We start from the raw sequence: 21,961 nt of genomic DNA on the forward strand, positions 1-21,961 counted from the left end.
CGGGCTGCGTCAGGGTATAGGTGGCGGTGCACTCCAAGGTCTTGCCCGGGTCCAAGGACGCAACTTCACAGGTGAAGCCGCTCGGGAAGAGTTGGTCGGTGACCTTGACGTTGGTCAGCGTGGTGTTACCCGTGTTGGTGACGGTGAAGGTGTAATCGATCGTGTCACCCTCGTCGACGCGGTTGTTGTCGCCGAGGTTGGGTTCGCTCGCAGTCTTGACCAGATCAAGTGCAGGCTCCCGGTCCAACGGTGTGCTGGTCTCATCCGGCGCGCTGTCCTGGGTGGATCCGTTCGGCAGAGTTGCGGTCGCGGTGGCCTCATTGTCAATGGTGCCGGCATCGACATCGCCCTGCTTGAGGGTGTAGGTCGCGGTGCAGGTGGCCGTTTACTTGGGTTCCAGCACGGTCCGGTCACAGGTGACCAGACCGGCGACCAGCGGGTCATTGATGGTGATTTCGGTGAGCGTGACGTTACCGGTATTGACCACGGTGAACGTGTAGTCCACGGTATCCCCGGCGTCCACACGGTTGTTATTGGTGGCCTCGTTGGGGCCGCTCGCGCTCTTATCGAGGGTGAATTGCGGTTCCTGATCCAGCGGCGTGGTGACCTCGTTGCTGGTGTCCCCAACGGATTCGCCGTCCGGGTCCTCAGAGTTCACACTCGCGGTGTTCTTGACCTCGCCGGCGTTCATGTCATCTTGAGTGATGGTGTAGGTCGCCTTGCAGGTGGTGGATTCACCGGGAGCGAGGGTCCGCACCGGGCACCCGACTTCGCCGGAGATCTTCGTGTCCGTGACGGTGATGCTGTTCAGAGTGGTGTTGTCCGTGTTGGTCACGACGAAGGTGTACTCGATGGTGTCGCCCTCGTTTTGGGTGCCCGAGTTATTGGCATCCACCGGTTCTGCCGCGCTCTTCTCGATCGTGATCCCCGGTTCGGCGTCCAGCGGTGAGGTTGCCGTGTCCTCATTAGAGGTGACTGGGTCCCCGCTGGGCGGATTGCCGGTGGCAGTTGCAGTATTGTCCACAGTTCCGGCGTCGATATCGTCCTGCGTGATGGCGTAAGTTGCCTGGCAGTTCGCTACCTCGTTAGGGGCCAAGGTGGTCTTATCGCAACTGACTTGTTCGAGATTGTCATCATTGATGACAATGCCGTTCATCGTCACGTTACCGGTGTTGACTACCTCGAACGTATAGGTGATGAGCTCGCCCTTGTCGGGGCGCCCGTTCCTGTTCGCATCATCGTAGGTGCTGGCGGTCTTGTCCAAGGACAGCGAGGGCTCCGCGGAAACCGGAGTGCTGGTGCTGTCACCGGTGTCGGTTTCTACCTCGCCGCGCCCGTCGTTGCCGGTTGCGGTGGCGTAGTTATTGACGGTGCCGGCATCGATATCGTCTTGCGTGAGAGTGTAGGTTCCGGAACAGGTTGTCGCGGTATTCGGAAGCAAGACTTGGTCTTCACAGGTGACGGCGACCAGGGTGTCTTGGACAGCAATGTCGCTGATAGTCGTGGCGCCGGTGTTGGTGACGATGAACGTGTAATCGATCGTTGCACCCTCTCGGGTGCCGCTGGGTTCTGATGCGCTCTTGTCGATCGTGAGCGAACTCGGCGGATTGAAGGTGACGGTTTCGTCGTCGGAACCAAACTGGGTAGAGCTGCCACCGGGAGGCGTTCCGACCGCGGTCGCGGTGTTATCCACCTTTGCTGCGTTCACATCGTCTTGGCTGAGCGGGTAGGTGCCCGTACAGGTGGTACTGGTATTCGGTGCGAGGGTAGTGGCCTCACAGGTGATGTCGGCAACCTTCGGGTCACTCACTCCGACGCTGCTGAGTGTGCGAACGCCCGTATTGGTCAGCGTGAAGGTGTAGGTGATCGTATCGCCGTCATCGATGCGGTTGCTGTTGTTGGTGTCGGCCGGCGCGGACCCCTTCTTGACAATGGTCATGCTGTCCGGGTTGTCACCCAACGGAATATCGGTCGTGATTTCGCTCGGATCGGATTCGATGAATTCACCTTGGGGCGGCGAGCCGATGGCGGTAGCCGAGTTGGTGATGCTGCCGTTATCGATGTCGGCCTGGGTCAGCGTGTACGTGGCGCGGCAGGTTGTGGGCTCGTTCGGGTCCAGTTCCTCCACATCGCAGACGACGTTACCGACCTTCTCATCCAGCACGTCAATGAGCGAGATAGAGACGTTACCGGTATTGGTGATATCAAACTCGTAGGCAAGGGTGTCCCCCGCATTTGTCCGGTTGTCTCCGTTCGCGTCGGTGAAGGCGCCGCTGCGCTTGTTGATGGAAAGATCCGGGTTTTGCTCCAGGGTCACGGTAGCGGTGGCGTCCAGCGACTCGACCGCACTGCCATCTGGCTGGGTGCCGCTCGCGGTCGCGGTATTGACCACTTCGCCGCGGTTCAGATCGTCCTGAGTCAGCGAGTAGGTTCCGCGGCAAGTGGTTCCAGCCCCCGGGGCAAGCGTTCTTGTGTCGCACGTGACGTTAGTTAACATCGGGTCGTTGATCACCAGATTGTTGATGGTGACGTTCGACGAGTTGTTGACGAGGAAGGTGTAGTTGACGGTGCTGCCTTCGACCGGGGTATCGGTTGAGGCGAGAGCGCCCTGCTTGGTCAGGATCAGCTCGGTTGCCGCAGGGATCTCGGTTTCGGTGCTGTCCGGGTTGGAGGTGGTGTCGCCTCCCAGTGAGGAGGTCGCGGTGGCGGTGGCGGTATTCTCCACCGTTCCGGCATCGATGTCCGCCTGGGTGATCGAGTACGTAGCGGTGCAACGAACTGTTTGGCCCGGGTAGAGAGTCGTCTCCCCCTCTTTGCAGGTCACATTCTGCACCTTGGGGTCATCGAACGTGAGACCATCCACGCGAACGGTGCCATTGTTGGTCACCAAGAATTCGTATTCGATGGTGTCACCCGGATCGATGACTCCGTTACCGGCCCGGTCGATCACCGCGACGACATTCTTGTCCAGTAGCAGACTCGGCGAGTTTGACGGCGTGACGGTTGCGGTGCTCTCGTTGGATTCCACCGTTGCGCCGCCTGGGCCAGTGCCCTCAGCCTGCGCCACGTTGACGATATCGCCGGCGTCGACATCGGCTTGAGTGATGTCATACGTCCCGGTGCACTCCATTGAGGCACCCGGTGCCAAGGTAGTTTGCGGACACGTCACCGAGCCGAGTTTGGGGTCATTCACCGTGACGTTGTTGATTGTCGTGGTGCCCGTGTTGCGTACGGTGAAGGTGTAGGGAATCTCATCCCCGGCATCGATCTTTTGGTTTTCGTTCTTGTCCGCCGGGGTGCCTGCGACCTTTTCCAAGCTCAACGCGTTGGTTTGCTCCACGGTGGTCGTGGTCGTGTCCGGGTTGGAGGTCACCTTGGTAGCATCCGGACCGTAGGTTCCGGTGGCTTCGGCGCGGTTGTCCACGGTTCCCGCGTCGATATCGCCCTGGGTCAGGGCATAGGTCGCGGTACACGTGACGGATTCGCCCGGGGCGATCGATACCGAGTCGCCGCCACAGTTAACCGCGCCGAGGAGCGGGTCGGTGATCGCGATCGAATTGACCGTCACGGTTCCGAGGTTGGTGACCACAAAGGTGTAGCTGATGGTGTCGCCGGGGTTAATGCCGGTTTCGCCGTTGCTGTCTTGAACTGCGGACGCGCTCTTATCCAGTCCAAGGCTCCCGGATTGCGTCAACTCGGTGGTGACGGTGTCCTCGTTGGTGTCGGCGGTGACGCCGGCTGGACCAGTCACAGTAGCGGTAGCCGTGTTGTCCACGGTTCCGGCGTCCATGTCATCTTGGGTGATGGTGTAAGTACCGGTGCAGACGGCCGTACGGCCGGGCAGAAGCGGTTCGCTCGGGCAGTTGGCTGCCACCTTCGAGTCATTGATGACGACGTTCGAGATGGTGGTGTTTCCGGTGTTTTTCACCAGGAACTCATAGCTGATGGTGTCGTCAACGTTGGTCTTGCCATCACCATTGGCGTCATTGACGCTCACGAGCTTCTTGTCCAGGCTCGCCGATGTCACTCGCTCGAGTTCCAGGGTGTCCGTGGCCTCGTTGGAGTCGACGTTTTGATCGCTTGGGTTGTTCGCGGAGGCAGTGGCGGTGTTGACCACTTCACCGGCGTCGATATCGTCCTGGGACAAGATATACACGCCTTCGCAGGTGGTCTCTGCACCCGGCGCGAGCGTCGTCGCTTGGCAACTCACATCGGCGATCTTGGGATCATCGATAGTGAGGTCGGTGAGGGTACGAGTTCCAGTGTTCTTGACCGTGAAGGTATAGGGCACGCGAGAACCCGCGTCAATTGCGCCAGAATTATTGCTGTCCTGCGGCTCCCCCGCAGCCTTTGTGAGAGACAGTGAGTCGGCACCGGCCAGTTGCCGCTCGTCGTTGTCCGCCGGAGATGTGATCGCATCGCGCCCTTGTGGAGGCGTCGCGGTCGCGGTAGCGGTGTTAACGGTGACCCCCGCGTCCATGTCCGCCTGGGTGATCGTGTAGGTGCCGGTACATGTGGCACTCAAGCCCGGAGCCAAAGGCTCAGTTGGGCATTGGATACCCGGCACCTTGGTGTCATTAATGACCAAGCCGGTTAACGTCGTCGTACCCGTATTGGTGACCTTGAAGGTGTAGGCAATGGTATCGCCCGCATTCAGCGCACCCGATTTATTAGCATCAACGGGTTCGGCGCTGGACTTATCAATGGTGAGACGGTCTACCGGTTGGATGGTGACGGTTTCGGTGCTCGGATCGCTCTCGACCGCGGGGCCCGAGGGCGGGTTGCCGGATGCGGTGGCGGTGTTCTCGATGGTGCCGGTTCCATCCAGGTCATCCTGGGTGAGCTGGTAGCTACCGGTACACGTGGACTTCTCCCCGGGGTTCAACGTTGTGGGGGTGCACGTGACGTTGGGGGCCTTGGGGTCGCTAATGCTGATCGAGGTAAGGGTCGTGGTGCCGGTGTTGGTGACCGTGAAGGTGTACGGGATGGTGTCACCAGCGTTCACCGACTGGGAACCGTTAGTGTCCTGGATGTCGCCGGCCTGCTTGTCGACCGAGAGGCTACTGGTCGTCTCGACGCTCTTGGTGTTGGTGGCGGTCGCTGTCGAGGTGGTGCCGTCGGGGCGGGTTCCGGTCGCACGCGCGTTATTGACCACGTTGCCGTTATTGAGGTCGGTTTGGGTCGATTGGTAGGTCGCGGTACAGGTCATGTCTGCGCCCGGTGCCAACGAGGTGGCCGGGCAGCTCACGGTACCGATCTTGGGGTCGCTGACGCTCATCTCGCGGAGTGTGACGTTGGACTCGTTCTTGACAACGAAGGTGTAGGCAATGGTGTCGCCGGCGTCAACCTTCTGGTTGGTGTTGGCGTCCTGAACATCTCCGGCGGACTTGGTGAGGGTCAGCCCCCCGGTGGGATCGATCACTGTGGAGGTGCGGTCTTCATTGGAGGTAACGTCGGTGCCGCCGGGGTTGTCAGCGGTGGCCGTCGCGACGTTGTCAACGGTGCCGGCATCAACGTCGGCCTGGGTGATCGTGTACGTCGCGGTACAAGTTGCCGTCTGACCTGGCTGAATGGTGCGCTGGTTTTCCGGACACGTGACCGCGCCGACCTTGGGGTCATTGATGGTGAGAACATCTACCGTGCGCGCACCGTCATTCTTGACCGTAAAGGTGTAGGTGATGGTGTCACCGGCATCTACACGCTTGCTGTTATTGGTGTCTGCAGGTGCCGAAGCAGTCTTGTCTAGGGTGAGCTTGTCCTCGGTGCTGGTGTCTGTGCTGGTGCTACTCGGGCCGGAGGTCACTTGAGTGCCACTCGGACTGGTGCCGCCCGCGGTCGCGGTGTTCTTGACCGAGCCGGTGTTCACGTCTTCCTGGGTGATCGTGTAGGTGGCGGTGCAGTTAACGCTCTTACCGGGGGCGACCGTGGTGGTGGGGCAGTTTACTGCGCCCACCTTGGGGTCATTGATCGCGACATTGCTGATCGTGGTGTTACCGGTGTTCGTCACGGTGAAGGTATAGGCGATGGTGTCGCCGGCGTCCACCCGGTTGTTTTGGTTCGCGTCCTGAGGTGTGCCCGCGGTCTTCTGTAGACCCAAGGAGCTCTTGGTCGGGATGGTGACCGTGGCCGTCGAGGGCTGGCTCGGTTGCTCTTGGCCGCCCGGAGGCGTGCCGTACGCGGTCGCGGTGTTCACGACCTTGCCGGCATCGATATCGGCCTGTGTCAGCGTGTACGTCGCTGTACAGGTGACGCTGGTGCCGGGCTGGACCTGTGCCGGACAGTTAACGGTTCCGACCTTGGGGTCGCTGATGCGCAGATTGCTGAGCGTCACGCTACCGGTGTTGTTGATCCGGAACGAGTAGTTGATCGTGTCGCCGGCCTGGATCCCAGCGGTCCCGTTGCTGTCCACTGGATCGCTGCCGGACTTCACCATATTGAATTCGGTGACACGGGTGAGCGGTGTGCTGGTCGTCGCCGGACCGGCAGACACATTTCCGGCAACCGTGGTACCGGCTACCGTAGCGGAGTTATTTGCGGTCCCCGCGTTCACCTCAGTCTGGGTAATGGTGTGGGTGGCACGGCACAGAACCGAAGTATTGGGCTCAATTGTGCTGGCATCACAAGTAATGGTGCCCACTTTTGCATCGGTGATGGTGAAGCTATTAATGCGAACGTTGCCGGTGTTGGATACGCGGAAGGTGTAGTCGATCGTGTCGCCAGCGTCGCGGCGCCCGTTGGTGTTCACGTCATTGACTTGTTGAACGGACTTAGTGATCGCGATCTTGGCATCTCGCGCCAAGGTGGTCGTCACAGTGTTGGAGGTATTGGTTACCGGAGTGCCGATGAGGTCGGTGACTCGGGCGGTCGCCGTGTTTCTGATCTGTCCGGCCTCGAGATCAGCCTGGGTAATGGTGTAGGTGCCTTGACAGGTAACCTTTCCACCCGGGGCGATGCGCCCGGCGGGGCAGGTGACGTTGCCGATCTTCGGGTCGGAAATGGTGGGATTCTGCACGGTTTGCGGCCCGGTATTAGTCACCACAAACGAATACTGAATGGTTTCACCCGCGTCCGGGCGAGAGTTGCCGTTGGAATCGGTGAAGGGTGCGGCGCTCTTCACCACGGTGATGGAGTTGTTGCTCACGGTGCGCACGGACGCCGAAGCCACCGGGGAGGTAGTCTTGGCTCCGCCCGGGGTGGTACCGCTGGCCGTGGCGTCATTGTTGATCGAACCGGCGTCAACATCATCCTGAGTGACCGTGTACGTCTGAGTGGTACAGGTTGCTGTTTGACCGGGAAGCAGGGTGCCGTCCCCATTGGGCGAAGCACAGGCGATGGGAGATGCCGACACCTTCGTGTCAGTCACGGTGACATTGCGCAAGGTGACATTGCCGCTATTGCGGACGGAGAAACGGTACGTGATTGTTTCGCCAAGGTCCGCAAGGTTGTTGTTGTTACCGTCATTGAGGGTCGCGGTCTTGGTCAGTGTCAGGCTCGGGTTCTGCGGGGCTAACGGAGTCAGGGTCGCGGACGAGGGGTTAGTGATGAGTTCATGCCCTCCGGCCGTCGCAACGCGAGCGGTTGCAGTATTGTCAACGCGGCCGGACTCATATTCCGCCTGGGTAATGACGTGAGTGCCCGTGCAGGTGATGCTCGCACCGGGCGCTACAGGAAGACTCGCGGCAGGACAATTGAGGGTACCGGCATTAACCTTCGGATCAGTGATAGACACGGTTGCCAGCGGTGCTGTGCCGGTATTGGTGACCTTGAACGAATAATTGATGACGTCTCCGGCCTCGGTGGCGCCATTTCTGTTCGAATCCGTCACACTGGCGATGCGTTTTTCCAGCGACGCGGCGAGCCGCTGGACCACCGGTGTCTCCACCGGATTTGACCAGATGTCTCGGTTTTCATTGCCGCGTTCGGTAAATGCCGCCCTAGCCTGATTGACGATCTTGGTGCCATCGGCGATATTGTCGTCGACTCTGACTCGGAAAGTGACCGTCTCCGAAGCGCCCGCGGCAAGTGTTCCGCCTCCGGATCTGAACGCACTAGTAGCCCCGGACCCGAGATTGACCATCACTTTATTGCCAGCACCGTCCCCCGGATCCGTGCCGTACCAGCCTCGATCGTCTCCTGTGGCATCCGTGAGAGCCGCACCCCCCACACGGATAGAGCCGGGAACGTAGGTCGTGTCGTTGGGCACCACATCCATCATGTACGTGTTGGACGATGCGTTGGCGCCGACGTTGCTGGTCTTGACGCTGTATTCCAAGATGTCACCGGGAAACACTTCGCCGCTATTGGGCGAGGTGATATTGGTGACGGATTTTTCCGACTCGAGACACGGCGCCGAGGCGAATGTGATGTTGTCGATGAAGTTACCCAGCGTCACATTGCCGCTGATGGAGGAAACCGCGCGGAAGGTAAAGTAGGTGGTCGTTTGCCCCGGTGGAACAACATACACACCACCCCATTGCGTCCAGACGTTTGTCAAACCCTCTATAGGCGTATTGGCAGCAACGGGAAAGTTATTACGGGTGGTAGGAGCGACGACCGGATTGTTCGTACCGCCGGCAGCACCGCCAGAGTTGGGGCTCGGGACATTGCCGCCAATGCGGACCTCCATGACGTCCTTGCCAGACCCGGTCGAGGCACGCGCCCGGTGACTCAATCCCCAGTAGATGATCTCACCCGGCGTCGTTGCAACAGGCTGGTAAAGGGCGGAATTCTGATTTGCATTCAGCTCAGCCCACTGAGATCCCGCCGCTGCAGCAATGGGAACACCGCCATTGGCAGCTTGAACGTTGCCGCCGTTACGCCAGTATTCCAAAAGGTTATCGGTCGCAGTAGTCCGCCAATAACGGGACACACCCGCCCCCTGGCTACCTTCTTGAGCAACGGTTGCGCCGGCACCAGCGGCCACAGTCGGAACTTCAAAGCTTCCATTTTGAAGTTGAGCCGGCACGTTCGGGCAGAACGTCTGCGGTTGAGTCGCATATGGGGCGGCTTCCGCCTGCGGGGCCAACTCTGGGGACGCTTGCACAATGAAGCCAGCAACCAAGAACACCCCGAGCAGGCTAAAGGCCAGCACGGAATGAATGAACTTGCGAAAGAAGTTCTTTTCCCCCTGCTCATAAAGGCAGTCCCCCGGACAAGATACGTTGCGATTTCCTGATGACGTGTTGAAACCCGCGCAAGTAACACGAGTAACAACATTAACAATCCTATACTCTATCCGATAGCTTCTCGATATCTCATACTCGCGAGTAACTCCCGCAAGACCACAGAGTGCATAAAGAAAGGGGCGGCCCCGCGCAATTGCGGAACCGCCCCTTTTTTAGAAGAGCTATGAACTACTTCAGGATCTTGGTTACACGACCCGAACCCACGGTACGGCCACCCTCACGGATAGCGAAGCCGAGGCCCTCTTCCATAGCGATCGGCTGGATGAGCTTCACGGTCATCTCAGTGTTGTCGCCAGGCATAACCATTTCGGTGCCTTCAGGAAGCTCGATCACACCGGTCACGTCAGTGGTACGGAAGTAGAACTGCGGACGGTAGTTCGAGTAGAACGGGTTGTGGCGTCCGCCTTCATCCTTGGAGAGGATGTAGACGTTTGCCTCGAACTCGGTGTGCGGGGTGATGGAACCGGGGGCCACAACAACCTGGCCGCGCTCCACGTCTTCACGCTTGATACCGCGAAGAAGCAGACCACAGTTCTCGCCAGCCCATGCTTCGTCGAGTTGCTTGTGGAACATCTCGATACCGGTCACGGTGGTCTTCTGAACCGGGCGGATACCCACGATCTCAACTTCGGAGTTGATCTTCAAGATACCGCGCTCTGCACGGCCGGTCACCACGGTACCGCGACCGGTAATGGTGAACACGTCCTCGATCGGCATCAGGAACGGCTTGTCCTTGTCGCGGACCGGGTCCGGAACGTTGTTGTCCACAGCGTCCATCAAATCCTCAACGGACTTGACCCACTCCGGATCGCCTTCCAGAGCCTTCAGACCGGACACGCGCACCACGGGTGCGTTGTCGCCGTCGAATTCCTGGCTGGAGAGCAGTTCGCGAACTTCCATCTCCACGAGGTCAAGAAGTTCCTCATCCTCAACCATGTCGGACTTGTTCAGTGCGACGAGGAGGTAAGGAACACCAACCTGGCGAGCGAGCAGAACGTGCTCGCGGGTCTGAGCCATCGGGCCGTCGGTAGCGGCAACCACGAGGATTGCGCCGTCCATCTGAGCAGCACCGGTGATCATGTTCTTGATGTAGTCAGCGTGGCCCGGGGCGTCAACGTGTGCGTAGTGACGCTTGTCGGTCTGGTACTCAACGTGGGAAACGTTGATGGTAATACCGCGCTGGCGCTCTTCAGGAGCGTTGTCGATGGATGAGAAATCGCGCTGTTCGTTCAGGTCCGGGTACTTGTCCGCGAGAACCTTGGAAATTGCAGCAGTCAACGTGGTCTTACCGTGGTCAACGTGACCAATGGTTCCGATGTTGACGTGCGGCTTGTTGCGCTCGAACTTGGCCTTAGCCACTAGTTCCTCCTAGAACTTATTTCGAAGACTTGAATCTTGCTTCGCCGCTTCTAGGGCGAACCAAACCTGTCCAAGTCTACTTGGCTTTGTTTCTTTTGGTGAAATTACGGTCTTTCGAAGGTCAAAAGAAGTACGACGGCGATGCTCACCTTCGACCCTTTCGTTGCCTTCAACGCGGGTTCGGTGGGCCCAAGCGGGCCCACCTCGCCTCAGCGAATTTACTCTCCGCGGCTCTTCTGGATGATCTCGTCGGCAACAGCCTTCGGGACCTCCGCATAAGAGTTGAATTGCATCGAGTAGACGGCGCGACCTTGGGTCTTGGACCGCAGGTCACCGATGTAGCCGAACATTCCAGAGAGCGGCACCAGGGCGCGAATGACCTTCACACCGCTGGCGTCCTCCATGGACTGCATTTGGCCACGGCGGGAGTTGATGTCACCGATGACATCCCCCATGTATTCCTCAGGGGTACGCACCTCAACATCCATGACCGGCTCCAGCAGAACCGGATTAGCCTTGCGCGCGGCTTCCTTGAAGGCCATGCGACCGGCGATCTTGAACGCCATTTCGGACGAGTCAACATCGTGATACGCACCGTCAACCAGGATTGCCTTGATGCCCACAACCGGGTAACCGGCCAGGACACCGTCATTCAAGGCGTCACGGATACCAGCGTCAACGGACGGGATGTATTCGCGCGGAACACGGCCACCGGTGATCTGGTTATCGAACTCGTAAAGCTCACCCTCAGTGGTTTCCAAAGGCTCGATGGTGATCTGAACCTTGGCGAACTGACCGGATCCACCGGTCTGCTTCTTGTGGGTGTAGTCAAGCTTCTCCACGGCACGGCGGATGGTCTCGCGGTAGGCCACCTGGGGCTTACCGACATTCGCTTCCACCTTGAACTCGCGGCGCATGCGGTCCACCAGGATGTCCAAGTGGAGCTCGCCCATGCCGGCGATGATGGTCTGTCCAGTTTCCTCATCCAACTCGACGGTGAAAGTCGGGTCTTCGGCGGAAAGCTTCTGGATAGCGGTGGACAGCTTCTCCTGGTCGCCCTTGGTCTTGGGCTCAATGGCCACACGGATCACGGGCTCGGGGAAGGTCATCGACTCGAGCACAATCGGGTTCGACGCGTCGGCCAGGGTGTCACCGGTGGTGGTGTCCTTCAAGCCAATAGCGGCGTAGATGTGCCCGGCGGTTGCCTCTTCGACCGGGTTCTCCTTATTGGCGTGCATCTGGAAGAGCTTGCCAATGCGCTCCTTCTTCCCCTTACCGGAGTTCAGGACCTGGGAGCCGGCGGCAATCTTGCCGGAGTACACGCGAATGAAGGTCAAGGTTCCGAAGAACGGGTGCGCCGCAACCTTGAACGCCAAAGCCGAGAACGGCTCGGACGAATCCGGCTTACGGGTCATCTCCTTTTCCTCATCCTTCGGATCGGCGCCGACCATGTCGGGGACGTCCAGCGGGGAGGGCAGGTAGTCGATGACAGCATCCAGCATGGGCTGCACGCCGCGGTTCTTGAACGCGGAACCACACAGCACCGGGTAAACCTCGGAGTTGATGGTGAGCGTACGGATACCGGACTTGAGTTCCTCAACGGACAGCTCGCCGGTCTCCAGGTACTTCTCCATGAGCTCTTCGGACGCCTCGGCCACGGTCTCCATGAGTTCGGCGCGGTATTCCTCGGCCTTCTCCTGAAGATCGGCAGGGATTTCCTGGACCTCATACTTGGCACCCATGGTCACATCGCCCTTGGCGTCGCCCGGCCAAACCAGTGCGCGCATTTCGAGCAGATCGATCACGCCGATGAAGTCATTCTCGGCACCGATCGGCAGCTGCAGCACGAGCGGACGAGCACCCAAACGAGACTTGATGGTGTCCACGGTGAAGTAGAAGTCTGCACCGAGCTTATCCATCTTGTTCACGAAGCAGATGCGCGGAACGTCGTACTTGTCGGCCTGACGCCACACAGTCTCGGACTGCGGCTCCACGCCTTCCTTGCCGTCGAATACGGCTACGGCACCGTCAAGCACACGCAGTGAACGCTCCACCTCAACGGTGAAGTCCACGTGGCCCGGGGTGTCGATGATGTTGATCTGGTTACCGTTCCAGAAACAGGTCACAGCAGCGGAGGTAATGGTGATACCACGCTCCTTTTCCTGCTCCATCCAGTCGGTGGTGGACGCACCATCGTGCGTTTCACCGATCTTGTGGTTCACGCCCGTGTAGAACAGGATGCGTTCCGTGGTAGTGGTCTTACCGGCATCGATGTGAGCCATGATGCCGATGTTGCGGACCTTCTTGAGGTCGGTTAGCACGTCGAGTGCCACGGTATCTCCCTTGTATTTTGTAAGGTGAGGTTCGGCAGCGATGGCGAGCATCGCCGTCGAACTTCATGTCAGTAGGGGTTGGTTACCAGCGGTAGTGAGCGAAGGCGCGGTTGGACTCGGCCATCTTGTGGGTGTCTTCGCGACGCTTCACCGAAGCTCCAAGACCATTGGACGCATCCAAGATTTCGTTCTGCAGACGCTCGGTCATGGTCTTCTCGCGGCGAGCCTGCGAGTATCCGACGAGCCAGCGCAGCGCGAGGGCGGTGGAACGGCCGGGCTTGACGTCAACCGGGACCTGGTAGGTCGCGCCGCCGACACGGCGGGACTTGACCTCAAGGGCCGGGCGAACGTTGTCCATGGCCTTCTTCAAGGTGGCAACCGGATCGGAACCGGTCTTCGCCTCGGCGCCCTGCAACGCGCCGTAAACGATGCGCTCAGCAGTGGACTTCTTGCCGTCCTTCAATACCTTATTAATGAGCTGGGTCACCAAAGTGGAGCCGTACACCGGATCCTGGACCAGGGGGCGCTTCGGAGCGGGTCCCTTACGCGGCATTACTTCTTCTCCTTCTTTGCACCGTAGCGGCTGCGAGCCTGCTGACGGTTCTTCACGCCCTGGGTATCAAGCGCGCCACGCACAATCTTGTAGCGCACACCCGGGAGGTCCTTCACACGGCCGCCGCGCACCAGCACGATGGAGTGTTCCTGCAGGTTGTGTCCCACACCGGGGATGTAAGCGGTGACCTCGATGCCACCGTTCAGGCGCACACGGGCGACCTTACGCAGTGCAGAGTTCGGTTTCTTCGGGGTCGTGGTGTACACACGGGTGCATACGCCACGACGCATGGGGCTGCCCTTGAGAGCGGGAGCCTTGGTCTTGGCGACCTTCGGTGAGCGGCCCTTGCGGACCAGCTGCTGAATTGTAGGCACTTCTTCTCCGTTTGTTGTTCTTCCGCGGTTTGCGGCTGTGCTCTTAGTATTTGCTTCACGCGCGGGCGTGCTCGGCTGACTTTCGTGTTGCCGGGCTCGCGCTAGGGCTGCAACGCGGCTACTCAAGAGCAATGTTTTCCGCGGAACTGCCTCAGGCATAGGAAAATGTGGCATTTGTCGTTCACGTTCCCAACGACCCGGACTGAGTCCTACTGCCACAAGATGTTCACTGGTTAGTCTAGCAGAAATTCGCGGGAGTTTATTCCCTAGGGGCTCGGGCGGCGGCTGGGTGCAGTGGCCAAGCGGTTCCGCCAGGTCTGTCCGGGTGCCGGGGACGGGTGCCACGTGAACGGGCCGGGATCGCGTGTACGGTGCCTCGTGTACGGTGCGGTGCAACATTGAATCCGGTGCCCGGGACACTCCCCCGCGTTTACGGGGTTGCTACTCGCGCGGGCGCCCGTCGTGAGCTCAATGTTGCACGGTTATGAACGCTTTTCGAGAGCCGGGTCCGCCGAGACGGGCTCGGTTTCCGGGTTCCAGTGCCGCATGAGCGTCGCATTGTCCCAGTTGCCAAGCGTGGAGCCGGCAGCATAGCCCTTGTTCATGAACTCGAGGATCTTTGCTGCCGGGTCAGGGCTCGTGCGCGCCACCTCGTAGGGCAGGATGAACTCCCCCAAATCCTTGTCCCAGAACACGCCTTCGCCGAGGTCGGCGTCGCGGAAGCCTTCGGGTTCGGGATAGAAGTACTGGAAGAAGGCACCTTCACTTCCGTAATCGGGCCAGAAACCGATGTTCTGTAGCTCCCGTGAGTACGCCTCCAACATGACCTGCGGCCCGCAGTTCGGAGCGGGGTGAGTGTTCGGGGGTGCCATACGTCCGGAGAAGCGGCTGGTGGAGAGGTCGAAAGATCCCCACCAGAACAGCGTCGGCGAGGCCTTGCCCATGAAATCGGCGCGGTATTGCTGGTACACCGCGCTGATCTTGAGCAGGGTCTCCCAAAAGGTCACGACCGAAGCCGGGGTGTACGCCTGATGGTCGGTGTCCTGGTCAAATGGGATCGCGCCGGCGATCTCCACCGGCATCGGCCAGATGGTGGTCTTCAAACCAATCTGCGCGAGCGTCTCGAGAACGTCTTGGTAGAAATCGGCGACGGTCACGCCTTCCAAGTCAATCCCCCTGCGGACGTCGTCGTCCCGCTCGACAAAGAAGATGTGATCTTGAAAATCGAAACCGAGCTGATAGGTGTGGCCTTCGTGGTGAATGAGCTCTGTTTCCATGCCGCGATCGGTGAGGCTGAAACCGACATTCCACCAGTGGCTAATGAGCGGCGTCTGCTCCAGGACAACCTTTCCCACCACCTGGGTGAAGAGGTGCAGCGTTTCGCGGCATCCGGTCCAAGAATCTGTACGCAAGGCTGGCCATTCACTCATGTCGTAAGCCTATTACGATGTGTGAGCGCTCGCTACGCCTGCCGCCGGGGCGAGCGCCGCGGCACTCGCCCCGGCGCGTACAACGGTAGGCGACCTCCGCGCGGTGGTGAGCAACGCCGTCGTACGTCCCAGCTGCCCGGCGCTCATCCCCCAATTGCCTTTTCATCCGGCATTTGCGTCATGAAAAGGTAATTAGGGGATGAACCGCGGGAGGGGCTAGCGGGCTTGGATGCCGGTCACCGAGGTGATCCAACTGGCCGCCGCATCAACGCGCGTGTAGTTGGAGATCGCGTTGATGTCCCGGCCGTAGCTCCCGCTGGTGGATGCGACGCCCACGATCTTCCCGCCGACCACGAAGGGGCCGCCGGAGTCGCCCTTCCAGGCTTGACCGTCGATGCCGTTGTGCTGGTACGCCGGTCCGCCATAGGCGTCGGTGGAGTCGCGGTTGTACTTGACCTGGGCGGTTTTCAGGGTTGGCGAGGCGGGGCCGTCATAGGTTTCGCGGCCCCAGCCGTAAATGTTGCCGACCGAGCCCACGGAGACCTTGGACGCGGCGAGGGTGCCGTAGGTGGTTTGGAAGGAGCCGTTCAGCTTCAGCAGCAGGATGTCGCCGCCGCTCCACGCGTAGGTTTGCGTGACGCTGAGCGTGGTTCCTTGGCCGAGGCTCGCGCTGCCGACCTTGACCGACATGTTGGAGCCGCCGCAGTGCTTCGCGGTGAGCACCCACTGCGCGCCGATGATGCTTGCGGAGCAAGCGAACTGACCGTTGATGTAGACCTGCGTGGCGTAGGGCGCGGCCGAGAGCGGAACGTCATTGCCGCCGACGATGCGGGGATCGATCGTCGGGTCCGAGGTGGAAATCGGTGCCTTGTCCTTGGTGGCCCCCGTGTGCGGGGCGGCGTTAGCCGGTACGGCGGCGCTGGCGGCCAGCAATCCTGCTGCGGCGAGCGCGCCGAGGGTGCGAGCAATTTTCACTGTCGTGTTCCTTCTTCTTCGATGATGCGCGGGTGGGGGTGCCCGCGAACCCTCGCCTCGCCATAAGGTTCCCAGGGCGTGTGCGAGTGTTATCAGCCGAAGCTAGTGCAGCGTTTTTGCCGACGAAAGCCGTTGCGCGCAGAAAAGTCTATTTTGACCGGAACGTCTTGACGGCTGATGGGTTGAGCCCTATCTTTGCCCCGGGTATAAGCACGACGGCGCGTGGTGACCGTTTCGAGCGAAAGGTCACCACGCGCCGTCATACGCGATGGCGTCATCCTAGAAGTCCCTAGTAGAGCGAGCGGATGTGATGATTCATCACGGCCGCAATCACCCCAATGGCGAGAAACGTGATCGCTACCGGCCAGGCACCAAAAACAAGGAACGGAACTGCAACCACAAGTGAGAGCGCCGCTGCGGATCCCCATGGCGATACCTGCCACATGGACCGTTTGGGATCGCTGTTGGTGATGCCAAGGAACTCGAGGACCTTCAATATCTTCACTTCTTCATGTACTTTGCAATGACATTTGTGACAACACTCTTAACCATGCCAGCCGCACCACCGAGTGCCGCACCCGCGAGGCAGGACTTGAGAACGGACCAGCCGTTTTTACCATCGAACTTTGCCTTGAGCGCGCTTCCGGCGCAACCGCCAGCGGCACCGGCGACTGCCGGGCCGACACCGGGGATAGCAGCCACGGCCGCTGTCACGGCACCGGTTGCCGCGGCAATGATGGGCCACTGCCACCATTTCGGGTCAGCGGTGACCGGAAAAGCAGTCTTGCTAGAGAATTCAATGGTTTGAACCAGTGTGTTTCCGTCCAACGTGAAACGCGTCGGAATGGTGTTGCCGTTGGCGTCAATGGCCCACGGAGTTTCCACACCTCCGAGCTCGGCGCCGTTGACATCAATCACACTCACCGAGCCGTCATCGTTAAGCCGCGGTGAGGTGTCCTCCGGGAGTGTCAAAGGGAAACGATATTCGGTAGGAGCCTGTGCTGAAACGATGGAAATAATGGTTTGGGATCCGTTGTCGGTAGCGAAGCTAGAGAGTTCAGCCCCATCCACCGTGGTAGTCGCGAGCGGGGCGCCAGTGCCGTCAAATTTCTCGCCCAACACAGATTCCAGGTTAGTACTAGTTGTATCGGCCGCTTTCAACGCGGCATAGTCAGTGACAGCATTCCCCGGGAGCGTGATCCCGCCGATAAAGGAAGAATCCGGACCCGAGGATGAGAGAACGGTATTCTCATCAGTCCCTCGTGTGGAGACTGAGCTTGACAGATTTTCGGATGCGGAACTGTCCGCGTTCCCTTCCAAGCTTGAGGCATTGGCGATACCGCCTCCGCTGAGCACTAAGCCAGCGGAAACTGCCAAAGCCACCGCTCCTTTGAGCAAGGGCAAGCGGGGTTTTTTCTTGAGATTCATGATAATTTGTCTCCTCAATGTGAGGTGCTACTTCGATGAGTGAACCCGATTGCATTGGCGCTCGAGCGATAGGATTACCAACCCCAATGCTCCAAGCAATCGTTCTCAGCGTAGGAAAATGCCGAGGACTTAGGAACGACCGATCGTCTAGTGGTTCCTATACCTTTGTCTATTGACAAGAGCGCACAAAGTACGACGGCGGGTGGTCACCTTTCGCGCGAAAGGTGACCACCCGCCGTCGTACTTTAACGAAAGGTGCGGGGCGCGCCATGCACGCCCCGCACCTTCACACTCGATTTCGACTGTGCAGATAATGCACACTTACACGGCGTGTCGCGTGCGTGTTCTGCACAGTCGATGGGGAGGGGTTAGCGGAAATCGGCTCCGGAATCGTAGTCATCCAAGGGGATGGCCTGGAACTCGGGAGTCAGGCCGCCGTCCTCGGTCGCGTAATCGAAATCGGAGTACACGCTCGGGCCGGTGTAGAGGTGAGCCTTCGCTTCCTCGGTCGGCTCCACGTCCACCTGGTTGTACCGATCCAGACCGGTACCGGCCGGGATCAGGTTACCGATGATGACGTTCTCCTTGAGGCCGAGCAACGGATCGGACTTGCCTTCCATTGCCGCCTGGGTGAGCACGCGGGTGGTCTCCTGGAAGGAGGCCGCGGACAGCCAGGACTCGGTCGCCAAGGACGCCTTGGTGATACCCATGAGCTCCGGACGGCCAGACGCGGGGCGCTGACCCTCGGAAACCACGCGGCGGTTCTCCGTCTCGAAGCGGGCGCGCTCCACGAGCTCGCCTGGCAGCAAGTTGGACTCACCGGACTCGATGACCGTCACGCGACGGAGCATCTGACGCACGATGACCTCGATGTGCTTCTGGTGGATACCCACACCCTGGGAGCGGTACACCTCTTGCACCTCGTCCACCAGGAACTTCTGTGCCTGGCGGGGTCCGAGAATGCGCAGCACCTGCTTCGGGTCCATGGCACCGGCAACCAGCTGCTGGCCGACCTCCACGTGATCGCCATCGGCGACCAACAGGCGGGCACGGCGCAGAACCGGGTACACCAGTTCCTCGGATCCGTCATCCGGGGTCACGATCAGACGGAGCTGACGGTCGGTTTCCTCAACGGAAACGCGGCCGGCAACCTCGGAGATCGGAGCGACACCCTTCGGGGTACGCGCTTCGAAAAGCTCCTGGATACGGGGCAGACCCTGGGTGATGTCTTCGGCAGAAGCAACACCACCGGTGTGGAAGGTACGCATGGTCAGCTGGGTACCGGGCTCACCAATGGACTGCGCGGCGATAATGCCGACAGCCTCACCGATGTCCACGAGCTTACCGGTCGCCAGGGAGCGGCCGTAGCACATGGCGCAGGTACCGACAGCGGACTCACAGGTGAGTACGGAGCGGACCTTGACCTCGGTAATACCGGCGTCGAAGAGCTTCTTGATGAGCACGTCACCGACGTCCTCACCGGCCTTCGCCAAGACGTTGCCGTCAGCGTCCACCACATCGGTGGCCAGCGTACGGGCGTATGCGGAGTTCTCCACGCCCTCGGCCAGGCGCATCTCACCGGTAGCCTCGTCCGGCTCGGCGATCGGCAGCATCAGACCGCGCTCGGTACCGCAGTCGTATTCGCGGACGATGACATCCTGCGACACGTCCACCAAACGACGGGTCAGGTAACCCGAGTTCGCGGTCTTCAGAGCGGTATCGGCAAGGCCCTTACGGGCACCGTGGGTTGCGATGAAGTACTCGAGAACCGACAGGCCTTCACGGTAGGAAGACTTGATCGGACGCGGGATGATCTCACCCTTCGGGTTTGCCACCAGGCCACGGATACCGGCGATCTGGCGCAATTGCAACCAGTTACCGCGAGCACCCGAGGACACCATGCGGTTGATGGTGTTGGTCTTGGTCATGCTCTTCTTCATGGCGTCGGCGACCTCGTTGGTTGCCTTGTTCCAGATGTCGATGAGTTCCTGACGGCGCTCATCATCGGCGATCAGACCCTTGTTGTACTGCTGCTCAACCTTCTCGGCCTGAGCCTCATACCCTTCCATGATCTTCGCCTTGTCCACCGGAGCGGCCACATCGGAGATCGCGACGGTCACACCGGAGCGGGTTGCCCAGTAGAAACCGGCATCCTTCAGGTTGTCCAGCGTTGCCGCGGTAACGACCTTCGGGTAGCGCTCGGCAAGGTCGTTGACGATCGCGGACAGACGCTTCTTATCCGCAACGTCCTCAACCCACGGGTAATCTTCGGGAAGCGTCTCGTTGAAGAGCACCTGTCCAAGCGAGGTCTCCAACACCACCGGCTGACCCGGCTCCCAGCCCTCGGGGGCAGGTTGCGCGTCAGAGGGCGCGAAGTCATTCACACGGATCTTGGCCACCGAGTTGAGGTGCAGTTCACCGTTGTCGAAAGCCATGATGGCCTCGGCCGGGGAACCGAAGTAACGGCCTTCGCCGGCTTCGCCCTCACGCTTAGTGGTCAAGTGGTGCAAACCAATGATCATGTCCTGGCTCGGCTCGGCAACCGGGCGGCCGTCCATCGGCTTCAGGATGTTGTTCGAGGAGAGCATCAAGATGCGGGCCTCGGCCTGAGCTTCCGGAGACAGCGGCAAGTGCACAGCCATCTGGTCGCCGTCGAAGTCGGCGTTGAACGCGGCACACACAAGCGGGTGCAGCTGCAGCGCCTTGCCTTCGACCAGTTGCGGCTCGAACGCCTGGATGCCCAAACGGTGCAGGGTAGGTGCACGGTTGAGAAGCACCGGGTGTTCAGTGATGATCTCTTCCAGAACATCCCACACCTGCGGGCGGAAACGCTCCACCATGCGCTTGGCGCTCTTGATGTTCTGGGCGTGGTTCAGATCCACCAGTCGCTTCATGACGAACGGCTTGAACAGCTCGAGCGCCATTTGCTTGGGCAGACCGGCCTGGTGCAGCTTGAGCTGCGGGCCGACCACGATCACGGAACGGCCGGAGTAATCCACGCGCTTACCGAGAAGGTTCTGACGGAAACGTCCCTGCTTGCCCTTGAGCATGTCGGAGAGCGACTTCAGCGGACGGTTGCCCGGACCGGTGACCGGACGGCCGCGGCGGCCGTTGTCGAACAGCGAGTCCACAGCCTCTTGGAGCATGCGCTTCTCATTGTTGACAATGATTTCCGGGGCGCCCAGATCCAACAGACGCTTCAGGCGATTGTTGCGGTTGATCACACGGCGGTACAGGTCGTTGAGGTCGGAGGTCGCGAAGCGGCCACCGTCCAACTGCACCATCGGGCGAAGCTCCGGCGGGATCACCGGGACGGCGTCCAAGACCATGCCCAACGGGGAGTTGTTGGTGGTCAAGAACGCGTTGACAACCTTCAGACGCTTCAGGGCGCGAGTCTTACGCTGGCCCTTGCCGTTCTGAATGATGTCGCGAAGCGATTCCGCCTCGGCTTCCATGTCAAAGGTTTCCAGGCGCTTCTTGATCGCCTCGGCACCCATGTAGCCCTCGAAGTACATGCCGTAACGGTCACGCAATTCGCGGTACAGGCCCTCGTCGCCTTCCAGGTCGGAGACCTTGAGGTTCTTGAAGCGATCCCACACCTGCTCCAGGCGCTCGATCTCTTGATCCATGCGCTTGCGCACGTTCGCCATTTGACGGTCGGCCGAATCGCGGGCCTTCTTCTTCTCTGCGGCTTTAGCGCCCTCGGACTCGAGGCGAGCAAGCTCGTCTTCTAGGTCCTTGGCGATCGCGGCAATGTCGGCGTCGCGGGTGTTCGCGAGCTGCTTGATCTCCAGATCGTGCTCGGTCTGCAGGTTCGGCAGGTCGGCGTGACGCGCCTCTTCATCGACCGAGGTGATCATGTATGCAGCGAAGTAAATGACCTTTTCCAGGTCCTTCGGTGCAAGATCCAGCAGGTAGCCCAAACGCGAAGGCACGCCCTTGAAGAACCAAATGTGCGTGACCGGTGCGGCCAACTCGATGTGGCCCATGCGCTCACGACGCACCTTGGCGCGAGTCACCTCAACACCGCAGCGCTCACAAATGATGCCCTTGAAGCGGACGCGCTTGTACTTACCGCAGTAGCATTCCCAGTCGCGGCTCGGCCCGAAAATCTTCTCGCAGAAGAGGCCGTCCTTCTCTGGCTTCAGGGTTCGGTAGTTAATGGTTTCTGGCTTTTTGACCTCGCCATAGGACCACGCGCGGATATCGTCCGCGGTGGCAAGACCAATGCGCATGAGGTCGAAGGAGGATTCGTTGGACATTTGGGTCCTGTTCTCTCTCTTTTGAATCTTTGAAATGAAGTCTTAGCTGGTGACAAAGCGGA

At 60.0% G+C, this 21,961-nt stretch carries 9 protein-coding genes and 1 pseudogene; all 10 read right to left on the reverse strand.

Going from position 1 to position 21,961, the window contains the following annotated elements; genetic code table 11:
• Positions 1-25: 25 nt before the first annotated feature.
• Positions 26-8,626 (reverse strand): annotated as a pseudogene (locus tag O148_RS0112720) (DUF7507 domain-containing protein); the annotation flags it as partial.
• 727 nt (positions 8,627-9,353) lie between these two features.
• Positions 9,354-10,544 carry an elongation factor Tu gene (gene tuf, locus O148_RS0112725; RefSeq protein WP_026531227.1) on the reverse strand — a complete coding sequence of 397 codons (1,191 nt, stop codon included), beginning with the start codon at positions 10,542-10,544 and terminating at the stop codon, positions 9,354-9,356.
• A 218-nt stretch (positions 10,545-10,762) separates the two neighbouring features.
• Complete coding sequence (gene fusA, locus O148_RS0112730; RefSeq protein ID WP_026531228.1) at positions 10,763-12,877, reverse strand: elongation factor G; 2,115 nt, start codon at positions 12,875-12,877, stop codon at positions 10,763-10,765.
• Between the two features lie 82 nt (positions 12,878-12,959).
• Entirely contained in the window at positions 12,960-13,430 is a 471-nt protein-coding gene (rpsG, locus tag O148_RS0112735; RefSeq protein ID WP_026531229.1) for a 30S ribosomal protein S7, read from the reverse strand.
• Complete coding sequence (gene rpsL, locus O148_RS0112740; protein ID WP_026531230.1) at positions 13,430-13,804, reverse strand: 30S ribosomal protein S12; 375 nt, start codon at positions 13,802-13,804, stop codon at positions 13,430-13,432. The genes rpsG and rpsL overlap by 1 nt, the downstream gene beginning before the upstream one ends.
• Before the next feature lie 482 nt (positions 13,805-14,286).
• Positions 14,287-15,234, reverse strand: a complete 948-nt coding sequence (locus O148_RS16535) for a DUF5996 family protein (RefSeq protein ID WP_157374636.1) — start codon at positions 15,232-15,234, stop codon at positions 14,287-14,289.
• A 216-nt stretch (positions 15,235-15,450) separates the two neighbouring features.
• Positions 15,451-16,209, reverse strand: coding sequence for a S1 family peptidase (locus O148_RS16540; protein WP_035746123.1), 759 nt, complete (start codon positions 16,207-16,209; stop codon positions 15,451-15,453).
• Between the two features lie 289 nt (positions 16,210-16,498).
• Complete coding sequence (locus O148_RS0112755; protein ID WP_026531231.1) at positions 16,499-16,714, reverse strand: hypothetical protein; 216 nt, start codon at positions 16,712-16,714, stop codon at positions 16,499-16,501.
• Entirely contained in the window at positions 16,711-17,637 is a 927-nt protein-coding gene (locus O148_RS17210; protein WP_051620198.1) for a hypothetical protein, read from the reverse strand. Before O148_RS17210 ends, O148_RS0112755 begins: the two co-directional genes overlap by 4 nt.
• A gap of 368 nt (positions 17,638-18,005) precedes the next feature.
• Positions 18,006-21,899, reverse strand: a complete 3,894-nt coding sequence (locus O148_RS0112765) for a DNA-directed RNA polymerase subunit beta' (protein WP_026531232.1) — start codon at positions 21,897-21,899, stop codon at positions 18,006-18,008.
• Between the last annotated feature and the right edge of the window lie 62 nt (positions 21,900-21,961).

Source organism: Haematomicrobium sanguinis DSM 21259, from assembly GCF_000688395.1.
GTDB classification, from domain to species: Bacteria; Actinomycetota; Actinomycetes; order Actinomycetales; family Micrococcaceae; genus Haematomicrobium; species Haematomicrobium sanguinis.